The 24305-nt window shown below is 66.0% G+C and carries 19 protein-coding genes; 9 read left to right on the forward strand and 10 right to left on the reverse strand.

The window, feature by feature from the left end; translation table 11 throughout:
* The first annotated feature begins 212 nt into the window (after nucleotides 1–212).
* The 4 genes from FJY88_03520 to FJY88_03535 all read left to right on the forward strand — a co-directional run bounded on the left by FJY88_03520 (nucleotide 213) and on the right by FJY88_03535 (nucleotide 5072).
* Nucleotides 213–1103: a GNAT family N-acetyltransferase gene (locus tag FJY88_03520; GenBank protein ID MBM3286409.1), complete on the forward strand. Its 891-nt coding sequence runs from the start codon at nucleotides 213–215 to the stop codon at nucleotides 1101–1103.
* A gap of 185 nt (nucleotides 1104–1288) precedes the next feature.
* Entirely contained in the window at nucleotides 1289–2614 is a 1326-nt protein-coding gene (locus FJY88_03525; GenBank protein MBM3286410.1) for a hypothetical protein, read from the forward strand.
* The gene (locus FJY88_03530) at nucleotides 2611–3933 is read left to right on the forward strand and encodes a saccharopine dehydrogenase (GenBank protein MBM3286411.1); all 1323 of its coding nucleotides are present in this window, start codon (nucleotides 2611–2613) and stop codon (nucleotides 3931–3933) included. The genes FJY88_03525 and FJY88_03530 overlap by 4 nt, the downstream gene beginning before the upstream one ends.
* A gap of 2 nt (nucleotides 3934–3935) precedes the next feature.
* Entirely contained in the window at nucleotides 3936–5072 is a 1137-nt protein-coding gene (locus FJY88_03535; GenBank protein MBM3286412.1) for a D-alanine--D-alanine ligase, read from the forward strand.
* A 145-nt stretch (nucleotides 5073–5217) separates the two neighbouring features.
* Here FJY88_03535 and FJY88_03540 read toward each other — a convergent pair whose 3' ends face one another.
* The 3 genes from FJY88_03540 to FJY88_03550 form a co-directional block, all read right to left on the reverse strand.
* Complete coding sequence (locus FJY88_03540; protein MBM3286413.1) at nucleotides 5218–6936, reverse strand: IS1634 family transposase; 1719 nt, start codon at nucleotides 6934–6936, stop codon at nucleotides 5218–5220.
* 192 nt (nucleotides 6937–7128) lie between these two features.
* Nucleotides 7129–8115, reverse strand: a complete 987-nt coding sequence (locus tag FJY88_03545; protein MBM3286414.1) for an energy transducer TonB — start codon at nucleotides 8113–8115, stop codon at nucleotides 7129–7131.
* A 187-nt stretch (nucleotides 8116–8302) separates the two neighbouring features.
* Nucleotides 8303–10336 carry a S9 family peptidase gene (locus FJY88_03550; GenBank protein MBM3286415.1) on the reverse strand — a complete coding sequence of 678 codons (2034 nt, stop codon included), beginning with the start codon at nucleotides 10334–10336 and terminating at the stop codon, nucleotides 8303–8305.
* Nucleotides 10337–10586: 250 nt separating this feature from the next.
* Here FJY88_03550 and FJY88_03555 point away from each other — a divergent pair, with 250 nt between their 5' ends.
* Nucleotides 10587–10751, forward strand: coding sequence for a zinc ribbon domain-containing protein (locus FJY88_03555; GenBank protein ID MBM3286416.1), 165 nt, complete (start codon nucleotides 10587–10589; stop codon nucleotides 10749–10751).
* The gene (locus tag FJY88_03560) at nucleotides 10685–12004 is read left to right on the forward strand and encodes an NAD-dependent epimerase/dehydratase family protein (GenBank protein ID MBM3286417.1); all 1320 of its coding nucleotides are present in this window, start codon (nucleotides 10685–10687) and stop codon (nucleotides 12002–12004) included. Before FJY88_03555 ends, FJY88_03560 begins: the two co-directional genes overlap by 67 nt.
* Before the next feature lie 42 nt (nucleotides 12005–12046).
* On the opposite strand, the gene FJY88_03565 is transcribed toward FJY88_03560, so the two are convergent.
* Nucleotides 12047–13042: a PHP domain-containing protein gene (locus FJY88_03565; protein ID MBM3286418.1), complete on the reverse strand. Its 996-nt coding sequence runs from the start codon at nucleotides 13040–13042 to the stop codon at nucleotides 12047–12049.
* Nucleotides 13043–13233: 191 nt separating this feature from the next.
* The gene (locus tag FJY88_03570; protein MBM3286419.1) at nucleotides 13234–14211 is read right to left on the reverse strand and encodes a ribokinase; all 978 of its coding nucleotides are present in this window, start codon (nucleotides 14209–14211) and stop codon (nucleotides 13234–13236) included.
* 259 nt (nucleotides 14212–14470) lie between these two features.
* Between FJY88_03570 and FJY88_03575 the strand changes: the two genes are divergently transcribed.
* Nucleotides 14471–15937 (forward strand): 4-hydroxyphenylacetate 3-hydroxylase, encoded by a 1467-nt coding sequence (locus FJY88_03575; protein ID MBM3286420.1) that lies wholly within the window; start codon nucleotides 14471–14473, stop codon nucleotides 15935–15937.
* A gap of 16 nt (nucleotides 15938–15953) precedes the next feature.
* Complete coding sequence (locus FJY88_03580; protein MBM3286421.1) at nucleotides 15954–17621, forward strand: hypothetical protein; 1668 nt, start codon at nucleotides 15954–15956, stop codon at nucleotides 17619–17621.
* 71 nt (nucleotides 17622–17692) lie between these two features.
* Here FJY88_03580 and FJY88_03585 read toward each other — a convergent pair whose 3' ends face one another.
* The 5 genes from FJY88_03585 to FJY88_03605 all read right to left on the reverse strand — a co-directional run bounded on the left by FJY88_03585 (nucleotide 17693) and on the right by FJY88_03605 (nucleotide 23142).
* Entirely contained in the window at nucleotides 17693–18199 is a 507-nt protein-coding gene (locus tag FJY88_03585; GenBank protein ID MBM3286422.1) for a hypothetical protein, read from the reverse strand.
* 17 nt (nucleotides 18200–18216) lie between these two features.
* Nucleotides 18217–18783 (reverse strand): hypothetical protein, encoded by a 567-nt coding sequence (locus tag FJY88_03590; protein ID MBM3286423.1) that lies wholly within the window; start codon nucleotides 18781–18783, stop codon nucleotides 18217–18219.
* A gap of 115 nt (nucleotides 18784–18898) precedes the next feature.
* Nucleotides 18899–19963: a methylated-DNA--[protein]-cysteine S-methyltransferase gene (locus tag FJY88_03595; protein MBM3286424.1), complete on the reverse strand. Its 1065-nt coding sequence runs from the start codon at nucleotides 19961–19963 to the stop codon at nucleotides 18899–18901.
* A gap of 92 nt (nucleotides 19964–20055) precedes the next feature.
* Nucleotides 20056–21672, reverse strand: a complete 1617-nt coding sequence (locus tag FJY88_03600) for a hypothetical protein (protein MBM3286425.1) — start codon at nucleotides 21670–21672, stop codon at nucleotides 20056–20058.
* A 279-nt stretch (nucleotides 21673–21951) separates the two neighbouring features.
* Nucleotides 21952–23142, reverse strand: coding sequence for a PLP-dependent transferase (locus FJY88_03605; protein ID MBM3286426.1), 1191 nt, complete (start codon nucleotides 23140–23142; stop codon nucleotides 21952–21954).
* Nucleotides 23143–23438: 296 nt separating this feature from the next.
* Here FJY88_03605 and FJY88_03610 point away from each other — a divergent pair, with 296 nt between their 5' ends.
* Entirely contained in the window at nucleotides 23439–24272 is an 834-nt protein-coding gene (locus FJY88_03610; protein MBM3286427.1) for a hypothetical protein, read from the forward strand.
* Nucleotides 24273–24305: the final 33 nt, after the last annotated feature.

Below are 24305 nucleotides of genomic sequence, written 5' to 3' on the forward strand. Positions count from 1 at the left end.
GTCCCGGGCACTCGTTGACGGCTCAAGCTGGGCGTTGAACTTCAACGCCTTCGCGCGGGATCCGGAACAAGAGGGAGAGCTTCGGCACCTCTTCTTCATGCCGAAGCAGGCGTAGGGACGAAGGCGGGGCCTTGACGGAACCGGAGATCCTTCTCTTCATGGGGTTGAACGGCTCGACGATGTTGATGCGACGGGGCTCGAAGTGACCCGAAGTGAACGACGAAGTAGGTCCTGAGGGCCTGCGGTTTCGCTCCCATTACTGGGACGATCGCGAGGCCAAGGAGGAGTTCAAGACCTTCCTGCTCGCGATCCACGGCCTCGATCTGTCCCTGTGGGAACGACGAGGCTTCTGGGACGACCTGTACGTTCCCTACTCCCTCTTCGATGGAAAGCGAATCGTCTCCAGCGTCTGTCTCTACACGATGGAGATGGTGATCGGCGGCAAGAGACGCCGACTGGCCCAGTTCTCCGGCGTCGGAACGCTTTTCTCCCACAGACGGCGGGGCTTGGGGAAGTGGTTGACGCTGCGAGCCATCGAACGGGGCAAGACGACGCACGACGGCTTCTTCCTCTTCGCGACCGAAGCGGCGCTTGTGTTCTACGGGGTCTGCGGCTTCAGGCCGGCGGATGAGCGCGCGGAGGTCGTGTCCGTAGAATGCCGTCCATCGAAGCGGACCCCGCGCCGGCTCGACCTCGATCTCGATCAGGATCTCCGGATGCTCTACGAGCTCGCCCGCGCGAGGAGCCCTGTGTCCGACTTGCTTGGCACGCTCAATCCGAAGCTCCTCATGTTCCACGCGCTGTACGGGCTCAGAGGAGACGCCTACCACATTCCCGATCTGGACGCGGTCGTCCTCTGCCGGGTCGATGGTCGCCGCCTCGTTCTCTTCGATGTCATTGGCGAGCGTGTTCCGAGCTTCGCGGAGATTCATCCCCATCTGAGCCATGACCCTCACGACGAGGTCATGTTCCGCTTCATGCCCGACAAGATGCGGATCCGCCCTGAGCGAGCGGAGCCGCTCTCCGAGAACCATCTCCACTTGTTGCCCCCTTTGGAACTTCCCCGACCCGGCTGCCCATTCCCGTTCGTCGCGCAGGCGTGACGGCCTGCTCCTCCCGGGCGCGTAGGCGACGGTCCGATGCCATCTTGGCCGTTTGCGGCCGCCGCGGTCCCTTCCCGCCGCCGCCGCCGTGTTGACCCGCATTCGCCGCATGTGGTTTCATTGAGCTTCTGGCCATCGAACGGGCACGGGCGCGCAAGGCGCCCGCGGGAAGGCGGGCAAGGGGCATGGAAAGCGTCATCGGCATCCGCAGAGAAGACAAGAACGACTGGGAGAGGAGGACGCCTCTGATCCCCAGCGATGTCCGGACCCTCGTGAACGAGGGCATTCGCGTCATCGTCCAGCCCTCCCGCATTCGGGTCTTCAGCGACGAAGAGTACGCCCGCGCGGGCGCGGTCGTGCAGGAGTCGCTCTCGCCCTGCCGCGTCGTCTTCGCCGTCAAGGAGATTCCAACCGGGCTGATCGAGGAGAAGAAGGCCTACGTCTTCTTCTCCCACGTCGTGAAGGGGCAGAAGCACAACATGCCGATGCTGCAGAGACTGCTCGATCTCAAGTGCAGTCTCATCGACTATGAGAAGGTGACGGACAACGACGGCAAGCGCCTGATCTTCTTCGGAACCCAGGCCGGACACGCCGGGACGATCGATACCCTCCACGCGCTTGGGCGACGCCTCGAAACCGAAGGGCTGCCATCCCCCTTCTCGGCGATCCGGATGGCTCACGCCTACTCGACCTTCGTGGAAGCGAAGGAAGCGATCGGCGAGGTCGGGAGCAGGATCGAAAGAGATGGACTCCCCGCCGCGATCTCCCCGCTCGTCATAGGGGTCGTCGGGTACGGCCATGTCGGGACTGGAGTTCTCGATGTGCTCGACTGCTTGCCGCTCGAGACCATAGCGCCGCGCGATCTCACCGCCTTGGATCTCTCGGGGCTCTCGAATCGCAAGATCTACAGAGTCCTCTTCAAGGAAGAGGACATGGTGGAGCCTGTGGAGCCGGGCGGCGTCTTCGAGCTGTACGATTACTACGCGAGGCCGGAGCGTTACAGGGGGATCTTCGCGCGTTATCTGCCGAGATTGAGCGTACTGGTGAACGCTGCCTACTGGGACAAACGCTACCCCAGGGTCATCACCCGCGAAGACGCCAGGAGACTCTACGGCGGCAAGGAGCCGCCGATGCTGCGCGTGATCGGAGACATCAGTTGCGATATCGATGGCGGAGTCGAGTTCACCGTGAAGGAGACAACGCCCGACCATCCGACCTTCGTCTACCTGCCGGCGGAGAACAAGATCGCGGATGGAGTTGAGGGGCGGGGGCCTGTAGTGATGTCGATCGACAATCTCCCATGCGAGCTGCCGCGCGAGGCCTCGGAGTTCTTCAGCAAGGTGCTCCTGCCCTTCGTGGAGTCGATCACTCACGCGGACCTGTCGAAGCCGTTCGAAGCCGACGGCCTGCCGGATGAGATCCAGAGGGCCGTGATCGCATATCACGGGGAGCTTGCCCCCGCCTTTGGCTACTTGAAGGGACACCTGTCCGGAAAGGAGACCTCCCGATGAAGAAGGTGCTAGTGCTCGGCGCGGGGCTCGTCGCGAAGCCGTTGGTCCGCTATCTGCTCGACCTCCCGGATTACCAGGTCATCGTGGCCACACGGACCGTGAGCAAGGCCCAGGATCTCATCTCCGGGCATCCGCGCGGCGTGGCGACCTCTCTGCTGGTCGACGACAGCGAGGGTCTCGAGAAGATGATCCGTGACGCGGATCTCGTGGTGAGCCTCGTTCCCTATACCTACCACGTCTCCATCGCGAAGATCTGCCTGAAGCACAAGAAGCATCTCATGACGACCTCCTATATCAGCGCGGCGATGCGGGAGCTTGACGGGCAGGCGAAGGCGGCCGGACTCGTCTTCATGAACGAGCTGGGCCTCGATCCGGGGATCGATCACATGTCCGCGATGAAGATCATCGACGAGGTCAAGAAAGGCGGAGGCGCCATCACGGGGTTCAAGTCCTACTGCGGCGGACTGCCCGCGCCGGAGGCCAACACGAATCCGTTCGGATACAAGTTCTCATGGAGCCCCAGGGGAGTGGTGATGGCCGGGCGCAACGAGGCCCACTTCCTCGATGACGGCAAGCGCGTCGACATCCCCGGCCCGGAGCTGTTCGACCATCACTGGAAGGTCGATGTCCCCGGTGTGGCGGTCTTCGAGGGCTACCCCAATCGCGACTCGTTCCCGTACATCGAGGTCTACGGAGTCCAGGGGACGCGGACGATGTTCCGTGGCACGCTCCGCAATGAGGGATGGTGCCGCGCCTGGAAGAAGATCGCCGACATGGGATACCTGAGCGAGGCGAAGCTCGATCCCGCCGGCCTCACCTACGGCGCGCTCACCGCGAAGCTCATCAGGAGCAAGGGCGCCGACGTCAAGAGCGAGACGGCGGCCTTCTGCGGCGTGCCGGTCGATTCCGATATCATCTCGCGGCTCGCGTGGCTGGGGCTGTTCGGGAGCGTGCCTGTCGCGCCGGGCAAGGACAACGCGATGGACATCCTCTGCGCGCGGCTCATCGAGAAGCTGAGCTACGAGCCGGGCGAGCGGGACATGATCGTCCTCTTCCACGAGTTCACCGCGGAGTACCCCGGAGGAAAGGCGCAGAGGATCACATCGACCCTGCTGGACTTCGGAATCCCGAATGGCGATTCGGCGATGTCCCGCACCGTCAGTCTTCCCGCGGCGATCGGAACGAAGCTCATCCTCGAGGGGAAGATCGCGCGTCCGGGGGTGCATGCCCCGACCCACTCGGAGGTCTATCTCCCGGTCCTGGCGGAGCTCGAGTCCCTCGGCGTCACATGCAAGGAAGAGTGGGGGCCGAAGGGCTGAGCATGGTCCCCGCCGCGGCGACAAGGTACCGCATAGGGCTCCTCTTCGGAGGGCGGTCGCCAGAGCACGAGATCTCCATCACGACGGCGGCGTCGATCGCGAAGGAGGCGGATCCCACGAGGATCGACGTCGTGCCCATCTACATCTCCCGCGAGGGGCGATGGCTCAGGCTGGCCGGCAGTGGGCCGCTCGCCCTTCTCGCGGGGCGTCTTGCGACCGAGCAGGACATCGCCGACCTGAAGCGGCAGGAAGTGATCCTGAGCGGCGCCGACCGGGCCTCTCTGGTGTCGGTCGAGGATCGACGGGCGGATCCGGAGCGGATCGATGCGCTCTTCCCGGCCCTGCACGGGCAGGGTGGAGAGGATGGGAGCGTGCAGGGCCTCGCCCGCCTCGCCGATCTGCCATGCGTGGGGGCGGGGATCCTGGGCAGCGCTCTCGGGATGGACAAGGTTTCGATGAAGCGGATCGCGGCGTCGGAAGGGATTCCGGTTCCTTCGTTCGTGGGATTCACGCGCGAGGAATGGGCAGGCAAGTCAGCCGCGATCCGCGATGCCATATGGGGCAAGCTCCAGCCCCCGGTCTTCGTGAAGCCCTCCGGGGCAGGCTCGTCGGTGGGAATAACGAAGGTCGGGCGGCCGTCGGATCTCGACGATGCGGTGCGCGAAGCCGGCCGCTATGACTATCGCCTGATCGTCGAGCAGGGAATCGACGGGCGCGAGATGGAAGTGGGTCTTCTCGGGAACGACGAGCCCGAGGCATCGGTCGTGGGGGAGATCATCCCCTCGCGGGAGTTCTACGACTACCGCGACAAGTACTACGAGGAGGCGAGCCGCGTCGTCATCCCCGCCGACATTCCGCGCGAGATCGCCGACCGGATCCGCGGCCACGCGATCGCAGCGTTCCGTGCGCTCGATCTGTCGGGGATGGCCCGCGCCGACTTCCTGCTCGAGCGGGAAACGGGAGCGATCTACTTCAACGAGGTGAACACGATTCCCGGCTTCACGCCGATCAGCATGTACCCGATGCTGTGGCGCGCATCCGGCGTCACTTATCGCGACCTGATCACGCGTCTCGTGGAGCTAGCCGTCGGGCGACACCGGAGCACGCGCGTGGAGGCGAAACCGCCTCCTCCGCGGTGAGGTTGGGACGGCTCCTAACGCAATCTCCTCCAGCCCAACTTCGCCAGTTCGAGGGGTCGTTTTGAGGTTTTGCAACGACTTACGGGCTCAAGTTGGCACTACATTCTGCTGAGTGTCGGCGGGATCTTCAGTCGCTCCGGCAATCTCAAACCCAGGCGGTCCAGCAGGACCGCCTGAGCTTTCTCGGGTCGCACGACGCAGCGGATGCGCAGCTCGCGCCCGGAGGAGTCAGCGAGGGGGACGACGACGTCTGTGCTTTGGATACGAGCGAGTTCATCGAGAATCGTGCGAGGGCTTTACCGAGCCCGGCGCGGCACTGCCATTGCTCCAGTGTCTTCCAGAGCACATAGGCGAGGAAGCAGACGAGGATGTGTGCCTGCACGCGCTCGGGCTTCTGGTGCCAGATGGGACGAAGCGAGAGATCGCTCTTGTGGATACGGAAAGCAGCCTCGGCGTCGGTCAGCTGGATGTAGGTCGACCAGAGCGTCTCGGGAGTCCAGTCACTGATATTGGTGCGCAGGATGTAGCAGCCCTCGCTGGAGCGAGCCCATTCCTCCCACTCGGCGTGCACGGTCCAGGCAAGTCGAAGCTTGGAAGAGCGCGAAGAATCTTTGAGCAAACGGATCTGGTTGCGGCCGGCGGCTCGGGAGTTTCTCTCCAACAACCGGCCGATCTGGCGTCCGATCATCTCCCGATCGAGAGGGCTTCGGGCGCGCTCGATGCGGCGCGCCAAGGAGTCGAGCCCGGCATCGATGCCGGCGATGAAGCGCTCGTGCATCGCCCGCTCTTTCTCGCGGCGCTCCGCTGAGCGGCACAGAAGAAAGGTCTCCGATCCATCGGGGCCGGGGCAGAGCTTGACCTCGATCCCCTCACGCACCGTCGTCCAGTCGCGGGCCTCGGCGATCTGGCGGCTCCACTTCTTGACGTCTCCTCGGTGAGTCCCGATGAGGTAGCGCCGGCCGCTCTGCTGGAGCCAGGCGATATTCTCGGCACTGGTCATCCCGCGGTCCATGACCCAGATCCTCTGCGCCAGGCCGTAGCGCGACTCCATCGCCGCCACGATCTCCTCGACGGTCGTGACATCAACGCGATTGCCGGGAAAGGCCTCGTAACCCAGGGGGATCCCCTCGCGCGTGACGACCAGAGCGATGCAGACCTGCTTGCAATCGGGACGGTGATCGCGGCTGTAGCCGCGCTGCGCCAGAGGGTTCGCCTCGGCCAACCCCTCGAAGTATGTGCTCGTCACATCGTAAAGCAGCAGGTCGTACTCGACTCCGAAGAGCTCCCCGAGTCGCTGCACGAGGTGTTGCTCGATCGCCCTCTTGTGCGGCAGCAGATGATCCAGAGCCCGGTAGAGCCGATGATCGTCGAGCTTCTCAGCCGGCAACCCCAGCAAGTCCTCGAGAGCCGTCTTCCGGTACCAATCCTCCGCAATGTGCAGCTCGCTTGACGGCTCGCACAACCGGGCGATCACCAGCACCTCGGCCATCGCAGACCACGGGATCGCTTCCCGCCCTTCCGGTAAGAGCCCCGCACAGATCTCCTCCAGCCGAAGGGCCCGCCACAGCGTCCACCCCAACCACACGTCACCGAAGGCGCGGCCTCTCTCCAGACGGATCTTGTTCAGACGAACCGGGACCGGCGCCTCGTCTCTGCCGCCATCCTCGAAAAGCTCGCGCTGGTCGCCGCGACCCGTGATCGTCCGAGCCAGCGCACGCGCCTTCGCGCGTCCCTGAGCATCCAGCTCCCCCAGCTGCGCCACCGTCTCCTGGACAACCTTGCCGTTGCGCCGCACGGAACGGACCAGACGCCAGTAGACGTGCCGCTTGCCGTCCTTGCGAACTGTCGAATGCCGAAGATACAAGACGGACTCCCTTCGCCGTGTTTATCGCAAGCCGGAGGAACTCCTTGCAAGAGGGTAGGTTGGCACTACATGGCGTTTCTGGAGTCGGTGAATTGAAATCAAAGAACTTACACCGCCAAACCGACTGAAAAAAAATCCGGCAGCACCACGAACTGGCGAAGTTAGGCTAGAGCCTCGCGCGCGGGAGACGATCTACCGCGCGGGCGGCTCGACCCACTCCCGCCACATCGGCGGAACCGATGGCTTCACGTCTGTTGTCGCCGTCCCTCGATTGAACACGAAGTGGAAAACCATCGAGCAGGGCACGCCGACGCCCATCTCTCCTCCGGGCGACATCGAGGTCCGGTAGACCGCCAGGAGGGCCGCTCGGTCGACATCCTGATTCCCGCTCCCCTTCAGACGGTTCACCTTGAGAAGGCGGCCGACCTCGTCGACCCGCGCCTCCATGATCACGTCGAGAGAGTCGTTCATCGCGGATGGAGGGACGGTCGGAACAGCGACGTTGCGGGCGACCGGCTGGCTGCGAGGGAGACGCGGGTGCTTGCCTCCCTCGACCTCGGCGATGAATCGGGCTCGGGCCGAGTCGAGGGCCGCGGAGCTGCGGGCGCAGAGGTAGATCTCCGAGAGTTGATCTTCCTTGGGAGTGAGCTGGATCGACCTTCCCTTCATGAAGTCCCCGACGCTGTCCGCGATTGTGGCCTGGATGAGCGGCGGCTTCGGGCAGTCGGGCCCCTTTGAGTAGGGCGTGCCGAACTCCCTCCCGGAAGTGAGCCGGCAGATCCTCTGGCGCGGGATGTAGTACATGACGGCGCTCCACGGTATCCAGAGCGGCTTCCCCTGATCGAAGACCAGGATGGCCTCGGTCCGGAAGCTCCCGCACTCGGGAATCAGCTCCCAGGTCACCTGCGTCGGCCGGGTCCGGACGCTCACATATGCCGTCTGCCAGCGCAGATCATCGTGTCCCAAAGTCAGCTCGCACGTCGGACAGGCGAGGCTGTCGGCGCCCTCGGGGCGCTCGATCCGCTCAGTCTGGCAGACAGGGCAGAGCCAGGTCTCGCTCTGGGCCCGCGAGATTCCCGAAGGGACAAGAAGAGCCGCGAGCAGCAGGATGAGAGGGATCAACGCTCCGAGGCTCGACGGGGTCTTCTGCGACAGCAGCAATGGGGAGGACTTGCTCAAGAGCCGCTCCTTTCCGGTTGGTCGACGATCTCTTCTGTGGAAACACGCGAACCAGCTCAACGTTCCCACAAAGGAAGGGCCTGGGTCCACGGCAAGCTCCAAGCTTGCGCATCCTCTCGATGTTCGCCCCGCTCCGTCCGGGGGCGTTTGCTTCTGTCCAGGATCGTCCTCTTCTGCCACCGCAGGCCTACCTTCCCCGCTTCCGGGCCCCGAGCCAGCGGTCGAACCAGTCCGCAATCCTCTCGAGACGCTCGATCCTGCGATCGGGGCGCCCCCCCCGGCTCATCCCGTGGGACTCCTCGGGGTATCGATGGAGGCAGACCGGCACCTTTCGGACTTTGAGGGCCGCGTACCATTGCTCCGCCTGCTCGACGGGGCAGCGCTGGTCGTTCTCCTGATGCTCGATCAGGGTCGGCGTGCGGACGGAATCGGCGTAGGAGATCGGGGACATCCTCAGGTAGTTCGCTGGATCCTGCCAGGCCTGCCTGCCGCCGAACACTCTCGACCAGGCGAATCCGAAGTCGCTCGACCCGCTGAAGCTCATGAGGTTCGAGATGCTGCGCTGGGTCACCGCCGCGGCGAAGCGGTCCGTATGCCCGATGATCCAGTTCGTCATGTACCCTCCGTAGCTTCCGCCGGCGACTCCCAGCCGGCGCCGGTCGATCGCCGGATAGCGGCGCAGCGCCTCATCGACGAAGAGCATGAGATCGGAGTAGTCGACCGAGCCCCAATTGTTGTGGATCGCCGCGAGGTGTTTCGCTCCGTATCCGGTCCCTCCGCGGGGGTTCGAGTAGAGGACCGTGTACCCGCGGGCCGCCAGACACTGGAACTCGTGGAAGTAGACCCTTCCGTATTGCATTCCGGGGCCGCCGTGGATGTAGAGGACCGCCGGTCTCTTGGCGCCGCTTCTTCTCCCTGCCGCGGCGCGTCCGGGGAGCGCCCACCCCTGGAGGCGATGGCGCCCCTTGCCCCTGAACCAGAACTCTTCGGGCATGGCGATCGTCTTCTTCTCAAGCCAGGCGTTCCATGTGGTCATGTGGCGCGCGACCTGGGATTCGCGCACCGAGAAGACATAGAGCTCGCCGGGGGAACGGGGATCCGAGAGCGCCGCGTAGACGTAGCCCGAGCCGAAGTCGATGTCGTAATCGATCACCGCGCCGCGGCGGGCGATCACCGGGACCGGCCTCCGTTCGCGGACATGCACGCGCCAGACCTCGGTGTTCCCCTCGTTGCTGATCAGGAAGTGGATCCACTGGCTGTCGGGAGACCAGATCGGCGGCTTCGTCTCGCCGAGGCCGTAGGTGTCGCTCAGCGTCGTGGCGCGGCAGCTTCGGTCCAGATGGGCGGTCAGCTCGACCGGCCTGCCGCCCCTGGTGGGGGCCAGCCAGAGCTTCGTGTGCCCCAAGTCCCATGACGCGTCCGGGTCCTCGCGGCCGAGGAACGCGATCCAGCGTCCATCGGGACTCAACGAGAAACTGCTCGAGGGACCGGCGAACGTCCTCACCTTCTCGATCGGTCCGCCCTTCCCCGGGACTCGCCAGATGTCCTCGCGCATGAAATCGATGTCCGGATCCTCGGCTCGATTGCTGCCGAAGAAGATCCACTTCCCATCAGGAGAGAACACGGGCTGGGTCTCGTCATAGCGGTCGTCGGACGTGATGGGCTTGCCGCGTCCCGTCTTGGCATCCACGACCCAGATGTGCGAGCGCCCCTTGGGCATGAAGCCCAGGCCGTCGAGCTTGAAGACGATTCGCTCGAAGCTTCGGACCTTCGGAGTCTCCTGGCCCGGCAGGCCGCGCTTCTTCTTCTCCTCGCGGTCCTTCGCCTCTTCGTCCTGTGGGACGAAAGTCAGGGCGATCTTCTTGCCGTTCGGGGAGAAGACGAAATCGGTCACGCTCCCTGCCAGCCTGGTGAGTTGGCTCGCCTCGCCTCCGTCGGTCGGGATCGTCCAGATCTCCGTCTTCCCGGATCGCGTTGAGAGGAACGCCAGGGTCTTGCCGTCGGGCGAGAAACGAGGGGACGTCTCGTTGTCCTTCCCGCGCGTGAACTGTCGCGGCTCCCCGCCGCGGGCGGGCACCATCCACAGATGGCTCTGGGCCTTGAGCGTCTCCTTGTCCGATCTGCTGACGGTGACCGCGATCTCCTGGCCGTCCGGCGACAGGCGGCACTCCGTGGGTTGCTGGATCTGGTATAGGTCCTGAGGAGTGATTCTCCTTGCCATCGTTTGCTCCCTTCGCTCGGCGGGGACGCCGGATCGCACGAACAAGAGGGAAGTCTACCCCTGCGAGTCGGCGGGGCCAAGGCCAACGGCGGGAAGAAGGCGCGTCGGATCGGGCCGCCGGACTCTTCAGCGGGCGCGCGCGGCGGGGACGCGCATGGGGCGGGCAGCCGGCACGCTCCTCCCATCCCCCCTTTCCAGCCCCGGACGGTCGAGCGATAATCGCCTCTGCCGGAGCTGATGGAGGTGTCGCATGCCGACCTACGACTATCGGTGCAAGGAGTGCGGAAAGAGCTTCTCGGTCTCCATGACGATCAAGGAGCACGATCGTCGGAGGCCGAAGTGCCCGAAATGCTCATCATCGAAGGTCCAGCAGAAGATCTCGATCTTCCACGCGATCACTTCGAAGAAGAGCTGAATCCGGTGGCCGGGGAGCTACGCGGACTGCGCGCCCTCGTGCTCGGAGGCACGGGCCTCATCGGCTCCCACATCGTGGCGTCCCTTCTCGAGAGGGGATGCTCCGTTCGGATTCTGAGCAGAGCGGGACAGGCGAAGAGGGCGCCCGCGCTTGATGGCCTCTCCCCGTTGGAGATGCTCGCCGGCTCCCTGGAGGACGCCGCCTCCCTCCGCGCCGCGCTCGATGGCATGGACCTTCTCTTTCACGCCGCCGGGCCTTATCCGACGAGGCATCTCGGGATGGGGAGGATGATCCGCCGGGCCGTGACGGAGATGGAGACTCTCCTCGACATCTGCCGGGACCTCGCGCCCTCCGAGCTTCTGGGCAATCGGGTGCCGCACTCAAGGCGGGTCGCGATCGAGCAGGCGGAGATGGCGGTCCATGTCGCTCGCGTGCAGCCGGAGCGCCGGGAAGAGATACGCGCGAGCGTGAGGGATCCTGAGCTTCTCAAGCTGGCGGAGGAGGGCCGTCTGAACGCGTCCCAGCATCCCAGCCTTGAGGAGTGTCGCCGCCTGCCGGGACTGAAGAGGGTGGTCTACACGAGCAGCGTGACGACTATCGGTCTCCCGCGCGGCACGGAGCCCGGGAGTCCGCGGCGCCGGCTCGCGACGGAGGCCGACCGCTATGACCTCGCCCCGCATCCCTCGCCCTACTTCGAGTGCAAGCATCTTCTCGAGGCTGTCGTCGCGCGCTCGGCGAACGAGGGGCTGCCCGCGGTGATCGTCAATCCGACTCTGGTCGTGGGAGCCCGGGACGCGCATCTGACGACGGGCCGCCTTCTCATCCCCGTCGCGCGGGGAAAGATGCCCTTCTATCTTCGCGGCCGGATCGACGCCGTGGCGGCGCGGGACGTGGGAGAGGCACACGTCCTGGCCGCGCTGCGGGGACGCACGGGGCAGCGCTACATCGTGGGCGGCGAGTCTCATTCCCTGCGGGGTTTCCTCGGGATGGTGGCGGAGGAAGCGGGCAGACGGCCGCCGTTTCTTCCCGTTCCGACCTTCGCGGCCGAACCCGTGGCTCTCTTGAGCGAGTGGCTGGCCCTGCGCGGGAAGAAAGAGTGGCCGCTCTTTCCGATGCACGGACTGAGAATGCTGCGCAACACGCCGGAGACGGACGACTCTCTCGCCAGGGTGGAGCTCGGCGTTCCGCGCTCATCGCTGCGCGAGGCCGTGCGATCCGCTCTCGAGTGGTACCGGAAGGAGAGACTTCTGTAGGGGCGCAATCCGATGCGCCGACCCCGCATCCGCTCGGGACGGTCAGCGGTCCATCTCGCCCAGCCGCCAGTGCATCGTTCGTTGCTGAAGAACGCACGCGTAAGCCGGGGCGAAGGCCATCAACCTCATCGTGCCCTTCATGGCTCTCCTCGATCCGGGCGAGGCCATCAGAAGCTCGCTTCCCAGGACCAGCTCGGCGATCCGGCGGGCGAGCGGGCGCGTCCTGAGGAAGGAGGCTTTCGGCGTGAACGGGCTCCTTCGGGCCAGGACGAGGTCGACCGTCTCGTCGACCTCCTGCACGAGTCCTCTGGGCGTCAGGTGTTCGGGGACGGCCCGGCAGACTCCGGCGAGGATGCTTCCCAGGAACTCTTGCGGCGTCGTGCCCGGCGCCACGGAATAGGCGCGCCCCACGCGCCCCGTGTGCGAGTCGGAGGCGGCGATCACGCTCTTGCCCAGCTTCTGCGCGAGTCGGGAGGTGCGCCCGTTGAGTTGCGGGATCCGTCCCGCGTTCAGCTCGATGACGGGAAACAGCCCGATGAGATCCTCGATCGTGGAGAGGTCGCCGCGCTCGCCCCGCTCGAACCAGAACGGATGGTTGTAGGCGTGGAAGAGACCCTCGCGCCGGCAGAACGCGGTGAACCGATCGATCGACCTCCGCCGCCGCGCCAGCTCGATCATCTGCGCCTGATCGAGCCCCAGGACGTTGACATGGACCGTGTGTCCGATGCGCGGATCGCGGACCTTGATCTCGATGCCCGCGATCAAGGGGATCGGCGGGCTCTCTCCGTACTCAACGGCCAGGTCCCGCTTCAGCTCCTCGACTCCACGCATCGTGTCGTGGTCGGTCAGCGTGAAGAACCCCATCCCCCTCTTGACGGCCTTGTCATACAGGGCTCGCGGAGAGAGGGCCGGGAGGTCGAGAACGTCGAAGGAGTGGCTCGAGTGAAGGTGGAGATCGGCCTTCTTCAGGTGGAGATCCGCCCATTGGGCTGGCTTTCGTGTGGCGCCGCCGGGCGCTGAGATCGGATCGGATCGCATGGATGTTCTTGCCTTCCGCTCGGCGCCGCTTGCTCCCGCCGGCCCCGCCCACAATTGAAAAACGGTCCGTCGGGTGATCCGCCCCGTCGGACCGCGCCGCTCACAACGTCTCACACTACCAGGAGCGAGGTCGCTGGGACAAGGGGCCGCATCGCGCCCTCCGGGATCTCGTCGGAGGCACGCGCCGCGCGTCACGGGGCTCTGTTTCCCTCAGCGTCCGCCTTCGCCCGATGAGGCGTCTCCCTTCGGAATCGCTCGATCTCCTCGAGGCTTCTCGGGATCCCTTCCCGCCCGCCGATGCGGCGGCATTTCATCGCCGCCGCTGCGTTGCTGAAGTCGATCGCATCCTGCAGGTCCAATCCGCGCAGGCAGGCGACCGCGAAGGCGCCGTGGAAGACGTCTCCCGCGCCCGTAGTGTCACGCGCCTCCACCGCGTAGGCCGGGAACTCCTCGAGGCGTCCGTCGATCCGGGCGACGGCGCCGCCGGCTCCCCGCGTGACGACGACCAGGCCGCCTTCCGTTCTCTCCTCCAGGATTCGAGTCGCTTCTGCCGGATTCCTCGAGCCCGTCGCCGTCTCGGGGAAGGAGGCCGAGACAATCAGAAAGTCGATCTTCGGGAGGAGCAGATCCATACCGGGGCGCACATCCTCTATGTCGACGAGGACCGGCATGCCCGCGGCGCGGGCGGGATCGGCCGCCCGCGCGGCGGCTCGGGGATCCTGCGCGTCGGTGTAGAAGAGGCGGCCGCAGGCGATCTCTTCGTCCGAGATCTCCTCGGCCCGGAGAGGGATCTCGGGGCCGCGTCCCCAGAGGATCGTCCGCTCGCCCGTGGGCTCGTGGACCAGGATGAACGCCCGCTGGGTCAGGGCGCCCGGCCGGACGCGGACGCCGCTCACATCCACGCCCTCGTCTTGTAGGCCGGCGAGGTTGGCAGTCCCCTCGGAGTCGTCTCCGACCCCGCCGAGATAGCGGGCCGTGTGGCCGAGGCGGACGACCGCGACCATCGCGGTCGCCGTCCGGCCTCCTCCCTGTCGGGAGTAGCCGGAGAATTTCGTCTTTCCTCCCGGCGCCGGGTGGACCGGAAGAGTCAGAATGTGATCAGCCGCGTTTCCGCCGAGTCCGACCACGTCGAATCGTCGGTTCCTCGGCAGGTCAGGTGGAAACCGCATCGCTCGAGATCCTCCCTGAGCGCGATCGTCGCGGGCCGGCCAGGACTGCCCTGGGAATCCTATCCCATCAGCGGATCTCCCGCCTTCTGCGTCCGACCCGCGGGCGCCCCCCGTCAGGACGGCCGCGCCCCAAGTGCGCCGTCCCGGGGGTGTCGATCAGGCATCGATCTTGATAAGCTCGCAAGGGCGATCGACAACACGGTCGAGAGATGAAACGGGCGCGTTCCTCGAAGGGCGCATCTCGGAAAGGAGAGGGCGAATGTCGCTGAAGACACGAGAGGACTACATCGCTTCCCTTCGGAGGCTCCGTCCCAACGTCTACAAGTTCGGCGAGGAGATCGCCGATGTCACGACCCATCCGGCCACCCGCCGGACCGTCGAGAGCCATGCGCGCGGTTTCGACGCGGCCCACGATGCCACGACGGCCCCATTCTTCACGACGAAGTCCTCCCTCACCGGCGAGCCGATCCACCGGCACAACTCGCTGATCGAGTCGATGGAGGACCTGGTGGCGAACATGCGGGTCAAGCGAGAGATGTACCACCGGACCGGATCCTGCACGGGCGGACTCTGCGTCGGATGGAACGCGATGAACGTCCTCTGGGCGGCGACGCACGAGATCGACGCGGAGAAGGGGACCGACTACCACGAGCGCATCAAGAAGTGGATCCTCTCCGCCCAGCAGAACGGGTGGGTGGCCGCCGGGGCGCTCACCGACCCGAAGGGAGACCGCAGCCTCCCGCCGTCGCAGCAGCCGGATCCCGACTCCTACCTCCGCCGCGTCGCCTCCACTCCCGAGGGGATCGTCGTTCGGGGGGCCAAGGTGATGATCTGCGGCGTCGCCGCCTCGAACGAGATCATCGTCCTGCCGGGGAGCTTCTGCGGCGAGGCGGATCAGGATTACGCGATCTCGTTCGCCATCCCGCGGGACGCCGAGGGGCTCACGATCGTCGAGGCGCGCCGTCCAAGCGATACGCGTGAGCAGGAGGACGGGATCGACGCCCCGACGGAGACGGGGATCACGCAGTCCTACCTGATCTTCCAGGATGTGCGCGTTCCGATCGAACGGGTCTTTCTGAACGGCGAGTTCAACTACGCCGGGCGCATCATCGAGTTCTTCACGGGCAACTACCGCGCCTGCATCGGAGCCTGCGTCGCCGGACAAGGGGATGTCATGGTAGGCGCCGCGACCTTGATGGCCCGCGCGAACGGCCTCTCGGCCAAGGCCTTCATGGACAAGCTCGTCCAGATGCAGGTCAACAACGAGACCACATTCGCGGTCGGCGTCGGGTCGATCGCCCTGGGCAAGCGGCACCCCTCCGGCGTCTGGTTCGCCGATCCCCTCACGGCGAACGTGAACAAGGTCCACGTCGCGACCCTGCCCCAGGAGACGCGCCGCCTCTGCCAGGAGATCGGCGGGGGGATCGTGGAGACGGGTTGCCTTCCGTCCTCCAAGGATCTCGATGATCCGAACTACGGCGAGCTGATCCGCAAGTACCTCCAGACGCCGGCCTGCTCCGGAGAGACGAGGGCGCGGGCCGCGCGGCTGAGCGAGTGGCTCACCGTGGGGCCCGGGGTTCCAGGCTGCATGCACGGGGGCGGGTCTCCCCAGGCCGCCAAGATGACGGTCCGCGTCAAGACGCCTCTGGAGGAGTGGGTCCGCCACGCGCGGAAGATCGCGGGCATAGAGGAGGATCTGCCCGAGCCGGGGAAGGGGAAGAAGTGACGAGGAGGCGAGGCTGATGTCGTGGCTGGCAGATCTTCAGGATCTCAAGGTTCGATTCGGGCCCGCTGCCGCGCGAAGGAAGCGGACCATCCTTCAGAGAGCCGCACGAGCGTCGGTGGAGGACCCCGCGGCCCTCGTCGAGTATCACGAAGCCCTCTGTTTCATCCGCGCGTTCCCGGATGATCGCTCTGTACTCGAGGCGGCCGGGAATGAGCTCCGGCTCTTCGCGCGAAGAGTCGCTCCCATGAAGGACGACCTGGTCGACACCGGCATCGCCGGGACGATCTACCACTACCCGTTCGACCTCCCGATGGCCTCCTGGCTCGTCGATCGATTCGGCGACGCGGTCGACATCGACTGGGACGAGTACGATGGGCGGGAGGAAGACAACCTCTCCACAATTCTGCCGCCGCTCTCAGGGTGGGTGGAGACCGCCGCCCTCGATGACGAGCTCCTGGGGACGCACGAGTGGTTCGAACGCTCGGCGGGACGGAGCAAGGCCGGTTCCCTGCGCCGGCTGATCCGCCGGCTGCGCGGATCGGGGCTTCCGGCTGAGGTTCAGGAGACCCTCTACAACTCGATGAACGTTCCCGTCCGGTGGGACCTTGGGGAAAGCCGGGCCTCGCGGACGCTGGCCCGGATGCAGGGGCAGCCTTTCTACTACCACAAGAGCGCGCTGCGCGGCAGGGCGGGCGACCTGAGGCGGGAGATCCGCCGCCCCCTCGACCCGCTTCGTCCGGTCCCTCGAGGACGGGCCCGTCTCTGGATCGACCTCGCCCGCTGCGCCCTCTCCGTCCGCGATCGGGAGCTCTATCCCCTGGCCCTGGCGAATCCGGGGGAGGTCTACGAAGTCGGCATCGGGCGCGGCGTGACCTTCGTCCTGATCGGAATGTCGCCGCGCCGTAGGCTGCCCATCGAGTCGGACTACGCGGCCTTCGTCTGCAAGAACGGGATCCCGATCGGGTACGCGCTGGGCGCGCTCCTCTTCGATCGGGTCGAGATCGCCGTGAACGTCTTTCCGACCTTCCGCCAGGGCGAGTCTTCCTTCGTCTTCGAGCAGTTCGCGCGCATCTTCCATCACCAGTTCGGCCCGAGATCGTTCTTCATCGAGCGCTACCAGCTCGGCCACGAGAACGACGAAGGGCTCGAAGCCGGATCGTTCTGGTTCTACTACAAGCTCGGCTTCCGTCCCATCGACGCGAAGGTCGCCACCCTCGCCGAGCAGGAGGCGGAGAGGATCAGGCGCGTCCGCGGGGCCAGAACCGCGCGGCCGATGCTGCGCCGCCTGGCTCGCTCGCACGTGATCATGCGCCTGGATCGGGAGCCTCCTTCCGCCTCCGGGGAGATCCCGTTGACGGAGATCGGCCTGGCGGTGAGCCGCTTGATCGAGGAGCGGTTCCGCGGGGATCTCGCCGGGGCCGAGTCCGCGTGCGCGGCGCGGGTCGCTCGCCTGCTGGGCGCCGGGAGCCCGTCATCGTGGCCCGAGTCCGAGCGGGAGGCGTTCCTGCGGCTCAGCCCTCTGGCCTCCTTGCTGCCGGGACTCGGCGCGTGGACGGCGCGAGAGAAGCGCGATCTCGCTCGGATCATGAGGGCGAAGGGCGCGACAGGCGAGGCGGCCTACGCGCGGGCCGTGATCCGGCACCCGAAGCTCAAGCAGGCGTTGCTCGCCATGGCTGAGGGCTAGAGGCGCTCGACCGGATCCGGGAAGCGAACAGGCGCGGCGCGAAGAGCACGGACCCCGACGGTTTCCTTCGCCTAGCTGGGCTCGCGGCGCGGGCCACGGCGCGACACCAGGCCCTGCTTCCGCCCGGCGCGTTCGATTCTTCCCGCGAAGGACGAAACGATGGACAGCGGCAGCGAGATATAGGCCTCTTCGTCCCGCGAGTCGACCGCTACGACAAGATGCCCGATCTTCTTTGAAACCGTCACACGCTCCGATCTGGAGGCGACATCGACGAGGTCGCAGTCGGGGAGATCTCGCAGCCCCCCCGCGATCGCCTCCATCAGCGGCAGGCACGAGTCGGAGCTTCGTGCCACCTCGCGGAAGAGCTCATCCGGCATGAACCGAAGGGCCACGCGAGCGAAGATCCCCGGGATGCGGATCGAGACGTCGTCTCCGGACGGTCCCGTCTCTTTCACATTGATGACGATCGTGCCGGATTGATGGATCAGGACCGCCACGGCGACGACCGATGAGAGGGCAAGGCCGACAATGATGCTCGCGGCGATCAGGACCCGCTTCTCGTGACGCGTCAGAGACATGATCTTGATCTCTCCCTTCAGTCGCTGCTATCGCGGGAATCGATCCAGATGCGGACGGTTTCATCCTCGCTATGGACGGTGATCAGGTCCCCCTCGTCCCTTTCGTCCAGAGCCTGGACCGCGGCGAGGATGTTCAACTCGTCCTCCTCGCCGGACAGGAGCGCTTCCAGGACGTCCATGCGCAGTCGCACCCGCACCTTCTCGGAGTCGTCCCCGAGCTCCTCCGTGTCGATGTAGAGGACTCCATCGTCCTTTCTGATCCGAACACGTTCGTCGACGCCATCAATGGAGACGTACTCGCCGTTCTCAGCCTCGCGGACGGCCCGGAGCAGGGCACGCAGGTCGACATTGCTCTTTCTCAAGCTGTCCACGCGGACGATCCCCTTGCGGAAGTCGGAATCGTCTATGGCCGGCAGAACGGCGGCGACAAGCTTGATGGGAAGGTTTATGCGGACGGTCTCCCCATCTTCGCCCGTCTCCACGACCTTCACGTGCAGCCACTTCGACCGGGACTCGGCGCCGGCCATGCCGTGCGCGAGAAGGCAGCAAAGGGCTGCCGCGGCAACGAGGCTCTTCCGACTCATGGAGCACCTCCTGGCGCCGGGCGGGCCCCAGAGGCCCTCCGCGCGGCGCTGACGAGCCACTCTACGGATCGACCCCTCCGGGGGTTGCGGGCGGATCGCGGGCTCCCTCGCCCTCTCAGGGCAGGTCGAGCCTGGCCTGCGCGCCCCGCGTCTCGAGATCGAGGAGATACTGCTTCCGCCGGAGGCCGCCGCCATACCCCCCGAGGCCGCCGTCCTTGTTGACTACCCGGTGGCACGGAATGACGATCGCGATCCGATTGAGCCCGTTCGCCCGCCCGACGGCGCGCTGCGCATCCGGCGAGCCAAGCGCGACGGCGATTTCCTCATAGGAGCGGGTCTCGCCGTAGGGAATTCGCAGAAGCTCCCGCCAGACCCTCTCTTGGAAGGGGGTTCCGGGATAGGCCAAGGGCACGGAGAATCGCTTGAGCTTCCCCAGGAAATAGAGGCGCAGCTCCTCGTCGAGTCTCTCGAGGAGGGGGGTTCTGCGCGGGAGGGCCGGATGGCCGAAGCGCTTCCGGAGCGCCGCTAGCTGCCCCTCGAGCATGCGGCGGTCGGTAAACTCGAGAAAGCAGAGCGCTGCCGATGTGGCGCCGGCTACGAGCGGGCCCAGGGGGCTCTTGATCCAGGAGAGAGAGATCGACTCCTGTCCGCGGCTGGCCCCGGGGGCTCGGCCGAAGACCCGGACGAACGCGTCCCGAAAGCCGCTGTGAGACTCGTATCCGCTCTCGAAGACGACATCGTCGATCTCCGCGCCCTCGCGGATCTGCGCAAGGGCCCCGCCAAGTCGCATCGAGCGGGCGTAGGCTTGGAATGTCATGCCGAATCTCCTCTGGAAGTGTCTCCGCGCCGTGGTCGGATCGATCCCGCGTTCGCGGAGGTCCGCGTCCGTGATGCGGGCGGTGGGAGAGTGGTCGAGCTCATCGAGAAGGCCCCTGGCCCAGGCGGGCTCGTCGCCGGCATGAGTGGGGCGGCATCTCTTGCAGGGGCGAAACCCCGCGATCATGGCCTCTCGCGCGGAGGGGAAGTACTCCACATTCGCCGGCTTGGGCTTCCGCGCCGGGCAGGTCGGCCGGCAGAAGATGCCGGTCGTGCGCACCCCGAGAAAGAAGAGACCGTCGTAGGACGCATCGCGCGATAGATAGGCGCGCTCCATCTCCTTGACCGGCGGCAGTAGGCTCATGGGCGCAATGTAGCGAAGGCCGGCTCCCGGCTTCCACCGATTATCGGGCGCGGATGTCGCGGCGGGATCGGCTTCCCGCCTGAGTTTCCGCGCTACCGGACCAGGACGGCCCGGCGCTGCGAATAGGGGCGCCCGTCGAGCAGGACCCGCAAGTGATATATGCCCGCCGTCGCCAAGGCGCCCGATCCGTCGCGGCCGTCCCAGATCAGGGGGATCTGCTCTCCAGCGGCGAGGTCCCTGCGAGCGACCTCGCGAATGAGCCGGCCATCGGACCCGAAGACAAGGACGCGCGCGTTCCCGGAGCGGTCCGGCCGGAGACTCCAGCTCGCCGAGGCGGTGAACGGGTTCGGGAAGGTCGGGGTGAGGCCGCGCGATCCCGCGATCTCAGCATCCGGCGCATGCAGCGGATCCTCGTTGCCCTCCAGCGCGTAGACGTCGCCGCCGGTTCCGTTCGTCAAGAGCTGCGTGCCGGCGACGACGTCCGGCGCGCCGTTGCCATTGAGGTCCGGGACTCCGCGGATGGTCATGATCTTGTCCGTGGTCGGATTGCGCCAGCTCCAGACCACAGTCCCATCGACGCCGTCGAGGAGATAGACCCAGCCGTCGAAGTCGCCCGCGACGACATCGTTGATGTCATCGTCCGTGCAGTCCCCGATGCGATCGACGGCCCAGACCCAGTCGCTTGTCGGCCGCGACCAGATGAGAGCGCCGTTGATTCCGCTGTAGGCCGCGCAGGCGGACGTCGTGTTGTATCCGACGGCGACGTCGCCGAAGCCGTCCCCGTTAACGTCGTCGAGCGCGACGACCCGCTGCTGGCCGCTGGCGGGCACGCTCCAGATGATCGCGCCGGTGCGCCCGTTGATGCAGTTGAGCGTGTTCCCCCAGCTAGCGGGGACGATCTCGCTGATGCCGTCGCCGTTGACGTCGCCGACGAACGTCAGATTCCAGATCGTGCCATTGATGGGGCGGCTCCATAGCGGGCAGCCGCAACTCCCCTCGCGGGCGACGACCTGCTTGGCCACGGCGTCGTCTCCCAGAGCCGCGACGACATCCCGGACGCCGTCGTAGTTGATGTCCTGGCAGGAGCGGACATCGAAGAAGGCGTCGTTCCCCCAGTAGTTCCAGAGATAGCTCCCCGTGGCGCCGTTCACGCCGTAGATCCGGTCGTTGTAGCTGCCCGTGCAGAAGACGACCTCCGGGACGCCGTCTGCCGTCAGGTCGGTTCCCAGGTTGTCGATGGCGTAGACCCATCCGGAGGACGGCGGGCTGGGGGGGCTCTGGACATAGGTGTCGAATCCCCAGAGCGTGGCGCCTGAGATGCCGTTCAGGGCGTAGGCAGTCCGCCCGCCCCATGCGGTTCCGAGGAGCACGTCGGGGAACAGATCGCCGTTCAGGTCGGCTCCGATGCGCAGGCAGTTGTCCCCGTCGCCGCCGCCGCTGCTGGCCCCTCCGATCGGCCTCGCAGACCAGATGACCTCGCCGATGCCGGAGGATCGGCCGCGAATCGCGAAGACGTGCTCGACGCCGGAGGGTCCGTTGCCATACCCCTCGAAGACGACGTCCACGCCGCCGTCCCCGTCGATGTCGGGTATGGCGGCGATGCACTCGATGCTTCCGTTCCCCTGGAAGGACCAGAGCAATGTCGGCGTCTGCGCCGCTGCGGCGGTGGCGAGAGCGAGAGACATGAGGATCGGGACGACGGCCTTCATGATCCACCCCCCTTGTTGCGCTCCGCCCCGCTTGTTTCACGTTCGCGGCGCGGGGCCTCGGAGATCCATCTGCGTCTGCGCGGTTCGCGGCGGCGACTGCGCGTCTCAAGCACAATCTGATCCGCGTAGATTGTAGGGGAATTCGATCGTGAAGTCGAGGACCCGGATCACGCTTGCGGACCCGGATCACGCTGCGGATCACGCCGGTTGCCGAACCCGACTGACTGCCGAGCCCGATTGCCTACCGAACGTGCCCTTCTGAACGCGTCCTACCGACGCCTACCGGATCCTGTCGAATGCCTGCTCAAAGTCGGCCTGAAGGTCCTCATATGCCTCGCAGCCGACGGAGACGCGCACGAGATCGTCGGTGATGCTGGCCTCCTCCCGCTTCTGTCGGGGGACGCCGGCGTGCGTCATTGAGGCCGGATGCTCGACCAACGTCTCGAGGCCGCCGAGGGACACAGCCAGGATCGCAAGGCGCATCGAGTCGATGAGGGTCTTCGCCTGCTCGTAGCCGCCGCGCGCGCCAAAGGAGATCATCGCTCCGGGCCCGGCCATCTGGCGCTTCATCAGCTCGTGCTGCGGGTGAGAGGGAAGGCCGGGATAGGAGACCCAGGCAATCTTTGGGTGCCCCTGCAGCCATGCGGCGAGCCTGCCCGCGGTCGCCTGCGCCCTTTCGATGCGCAGCCCCAGCGTGCGGATCCCTCGCAGGACGAGCCAGGCCTGATGCGGGTCGGGCGTGCCGCCGAAGTTCTGGAGGGTGGAGGCGAGCCGGGCGTGCAGCGACACCTCCCGGCTCACGATCATGCCCGCGACCACGTCGCTGTGGCCGTTCAGGTACTTCGTCATGCTGTGGAGCACGACGTCGGCCCCGAGGCGGAAGGGCTTCTGGAGCACGGGGGAAGAGAATGTGTTGTCCACAACGAATGCCGCACCGATCTCCCGGGCGATCCCGGCGCATGCCTCCAGGTCGGTGATCTTGATCGTGGGATTCGCGGGGCTCTCGATGTAGATGAGCTTCGTGTTCGGACGCACGGCCGCCCGCACCAGATCGATCTTCTCCGTCTGGATCCAGGAGGATTCGATGCCGAATCTCGAGAGGTGGTTCTCCGCGAGGACGCGCGTCGCTCCGTAGACGGCGTCGGTGCCGATCAAGTGATCTCCGGAGTTCAAGAGGGTGAGGAGGGTGGTCGAGATCGCAGCCATCCCGCTCGAGGTCGCAAGTCCGGCGCGGCCGCCTTCGAGCTCGGCCACGCATTGCTCGAGGGCGCGGATCGTCGGATTCCCCAGGCGCGTGTACTTGAAGCCGGCATCGGTTCCCGCGAACCTGGCCGCTCCCTGATCGGCGTTCTCGAAAGAGAACGTCGAGGACTGGTAGATCGGAACGGATACCGCGCCGTATTGGGGGTCCGGCTCCGGGCCGGCGTGGATGACCTTCGTCTGCTCGCGGTGTTCATCTCTCGACGTCATGCGACCTCCTCGGGAACAGGATCCCTTCAAGGACAATCCGGCCCGAATGATAGCAACGATGAGGCGACTGGAGTAGGGGCGCCGGCGGGACGCCGCGATACGCGGAATGGGCGCGAGGCATCTGCTTTCGCCGCCTCAATCCCAGCCTCGATTCCAGCCTCATCCCCAGCCTCATCCCCTGCGGTTGACATCCCGGTCGGATCGTGGTCGGATTGCATCCGCACGAGGCTCGCGCCGGCGGATCATCCCGCCCGCGCGGAATCGTCCGCGCTCGCGAGGCCCCGAAGGAGGTTGCCATGAGGCTGCGCCGCTCTCGAACGTTGGCCCTGATACTCGCCATGTCCGCCCTGCCCCTATGCGTGCTGACATGTTCGGACGATGAGGAGAAGAAGGTGATCGAGCCGGATCCGAACACTCCCTTCCCGTACGCCAGACTGTCTGTCGAATCCATGACTCCAAATCTGGAGGATCTCGATCAACAGGCGGACTACAGGAGTCCGCAGGGCGTTTGTCACGCCCTCTCGGCTCTGGTAGTGGCCTGGGTCAATCTCAACGTAGCGGTCCGTCTGGCCGTTCCAATAGCCGCGATCGACGCCTGCCTGCTTTCCCCTTCCGTCTACATCGGGAACAACACGTGGACATGGACCGCTTCAGGGGGGCAAGGCTCCCAGGCCTGGACGGCCGAGCTGATGGGGCAGCTCATCGATGCCACTAACGTGCGATGGTCGATGAGGGTGAGCGGCACACAGCTCGAACTCGATCGCTTCCTCTGGTTCGAAGGCACTTGTGACACCCGGGCGCGCGCCGGCGTCTGGCACTATTTCGACCCGGCGTCGCCGGAGACTTCGCGCGAGCTCGTGCGCTGCGACTGGTCGCTTCCGGAGGAACCGAACGGCGGGCAGCAGATCGGATTCGAGAATGTGGAACCCGGCGGAAACATGGAGGGGGATCAGCTTCTCTACACCCTTGCCGATTCCATCGCCGCGGTCTCGCTGACGGATGCCAGCGAGGAGACGACCATGGAGGCTCGCTGGGATCTGCGAACCGGAGAAGGGCGCGCAATCAGCGCGCGGGCGGACACGTGCTGTTGGGGTCCTCGCCCGTTCCATCCGGACGTGGAGTGCCCGTGAAGGCCGTGTAAGGGCCCGTCGAGTCCGCGCTGG

Source organism: Candidatus Eisenbacteria bacterium, assembly GCA_016867495.1.
In the GTDB taxonomy this organism is placed as follows: domain Bacteria; phylum Eisenbacteria; class RBG-16-71-46; order CAIMUX01; family VGJL01; genus VGJL01.

Excerpts from the sequence above, each read along its gene's own strand:
- FJY88_03525 (MBM3286410.1), top strand. The coding sequence starts at position 1,289 with ATGGAAAGCGTCATCGGCATCCGCAGAGAAGACAAGAACGACTGGGAG.
- FJY88_03530 (MBM3286411.1), top strand. The coding sequence starts at position 2,611 with ATGAAGAAGGTGCTAGTGCTCGGCGCGGGGCTCGTCGCGAAGCCGTTG.
- FJY88_03535 (MBM3286412.1), top strand. The coding sequence starts at position 3,936 with ATGGTCCCCGCCGCGGCGACAAGGTACCGCATAGGGCTCCTCTTCGGA.
- FJY88_03550 (MBM3286415.1), bottom strand. The coding sequence starts at position 10,336 with ATGGCAAGGAGAATCACTCCTCAGGACCTATACCAGATCCAGCAACCC.
- FJY88_03555 (MBM3286416.1), top strand. The coding sequence starts at position 10,587 with ATGCCGACCTACGACTATCGGTGCAAGGAGTGCGGAAAGAGCTTCTCG.
- FJY88_03560 (MBM3286417.1), top strand. The coding sequence starts at position 10,685 with ATGCTCATCATCGAAGGTCCAGCAGAAGATCTCGATCTTCCACGCGAT.
- FJY88_03565 (MBM3286418.1), bottom strand. The coding sequence starts at position 13,042 with ATGCGATCCGATCCGATCTCAGCGCCCGGCGGCGCCACACGAAAGCCA.
- FJY88_03570 (MBM3286419.1), bottom strand. The coding sequence starts at position 14,211 with ATGCGGTTTCCACCTGACCTGCCGAGGAACCGACGATTCGACGTGGTC.
- FJY88_03575 (MBM3286420.1), top strand. The coding sequence starts at position 14,471 with ATGTCGCTGAAGACACGAGAGGACTACATCGCTTCCCTTCGGAGGCTC.
- FJY88_03580 (MBM3286421.1), top strand. The coding sequence starts at position 15,954 with ATGTCGTGGCTGGCAGATCTTCAGGATCTCAAGGTTCGATTCGGGCCC.
- FJY88_03585 (MBM3286422.1), bottom strand. The coding sequence starts at position 18,199 with ATGTCTCTGACGCGTCACGAGAAGCGGGTCCTGATCGCCGCGAGCATC.
- FJY88_03590 (MBM3286423.1), bottom strand. The coding sequence starts at position 18,783 with ATGAGTCGGAAGAGCCTCGTTGCCGCGGCAGCCCTTTGCTGCCTTCTC.
- FJY88_03595 (MBM3286424.1), bottom strand. The coding sequence starts at position 19,963 with ATGAGCCTACTGCCGCCGGTCAAGGAGATGGAGCGCGCCTATCTATCG.
- FJY88_03600 (MBM3286425.1), bottom strand. The coding sequence starts at position 21,672 with ATGAAGGCCGTCGTCCCGATCCTCATGTCTCTCGCTCTCGCCACCGCC.
- FJY88_03605 (MBM3286426.1), bottom strand. The coding sequence starts at position 23,142 with ATGACGTCGAGAGATGAACACCGCGAGCAGACGAAGGTCATCCACGCC.
- FJY88_03610 (MBM3286427.1), top strand. The coding sequence starts at position 23,439 with ATGAGGCTGCGCCGCTCTCGAACGTTGGCCCTGATACTCGCCATGTCC.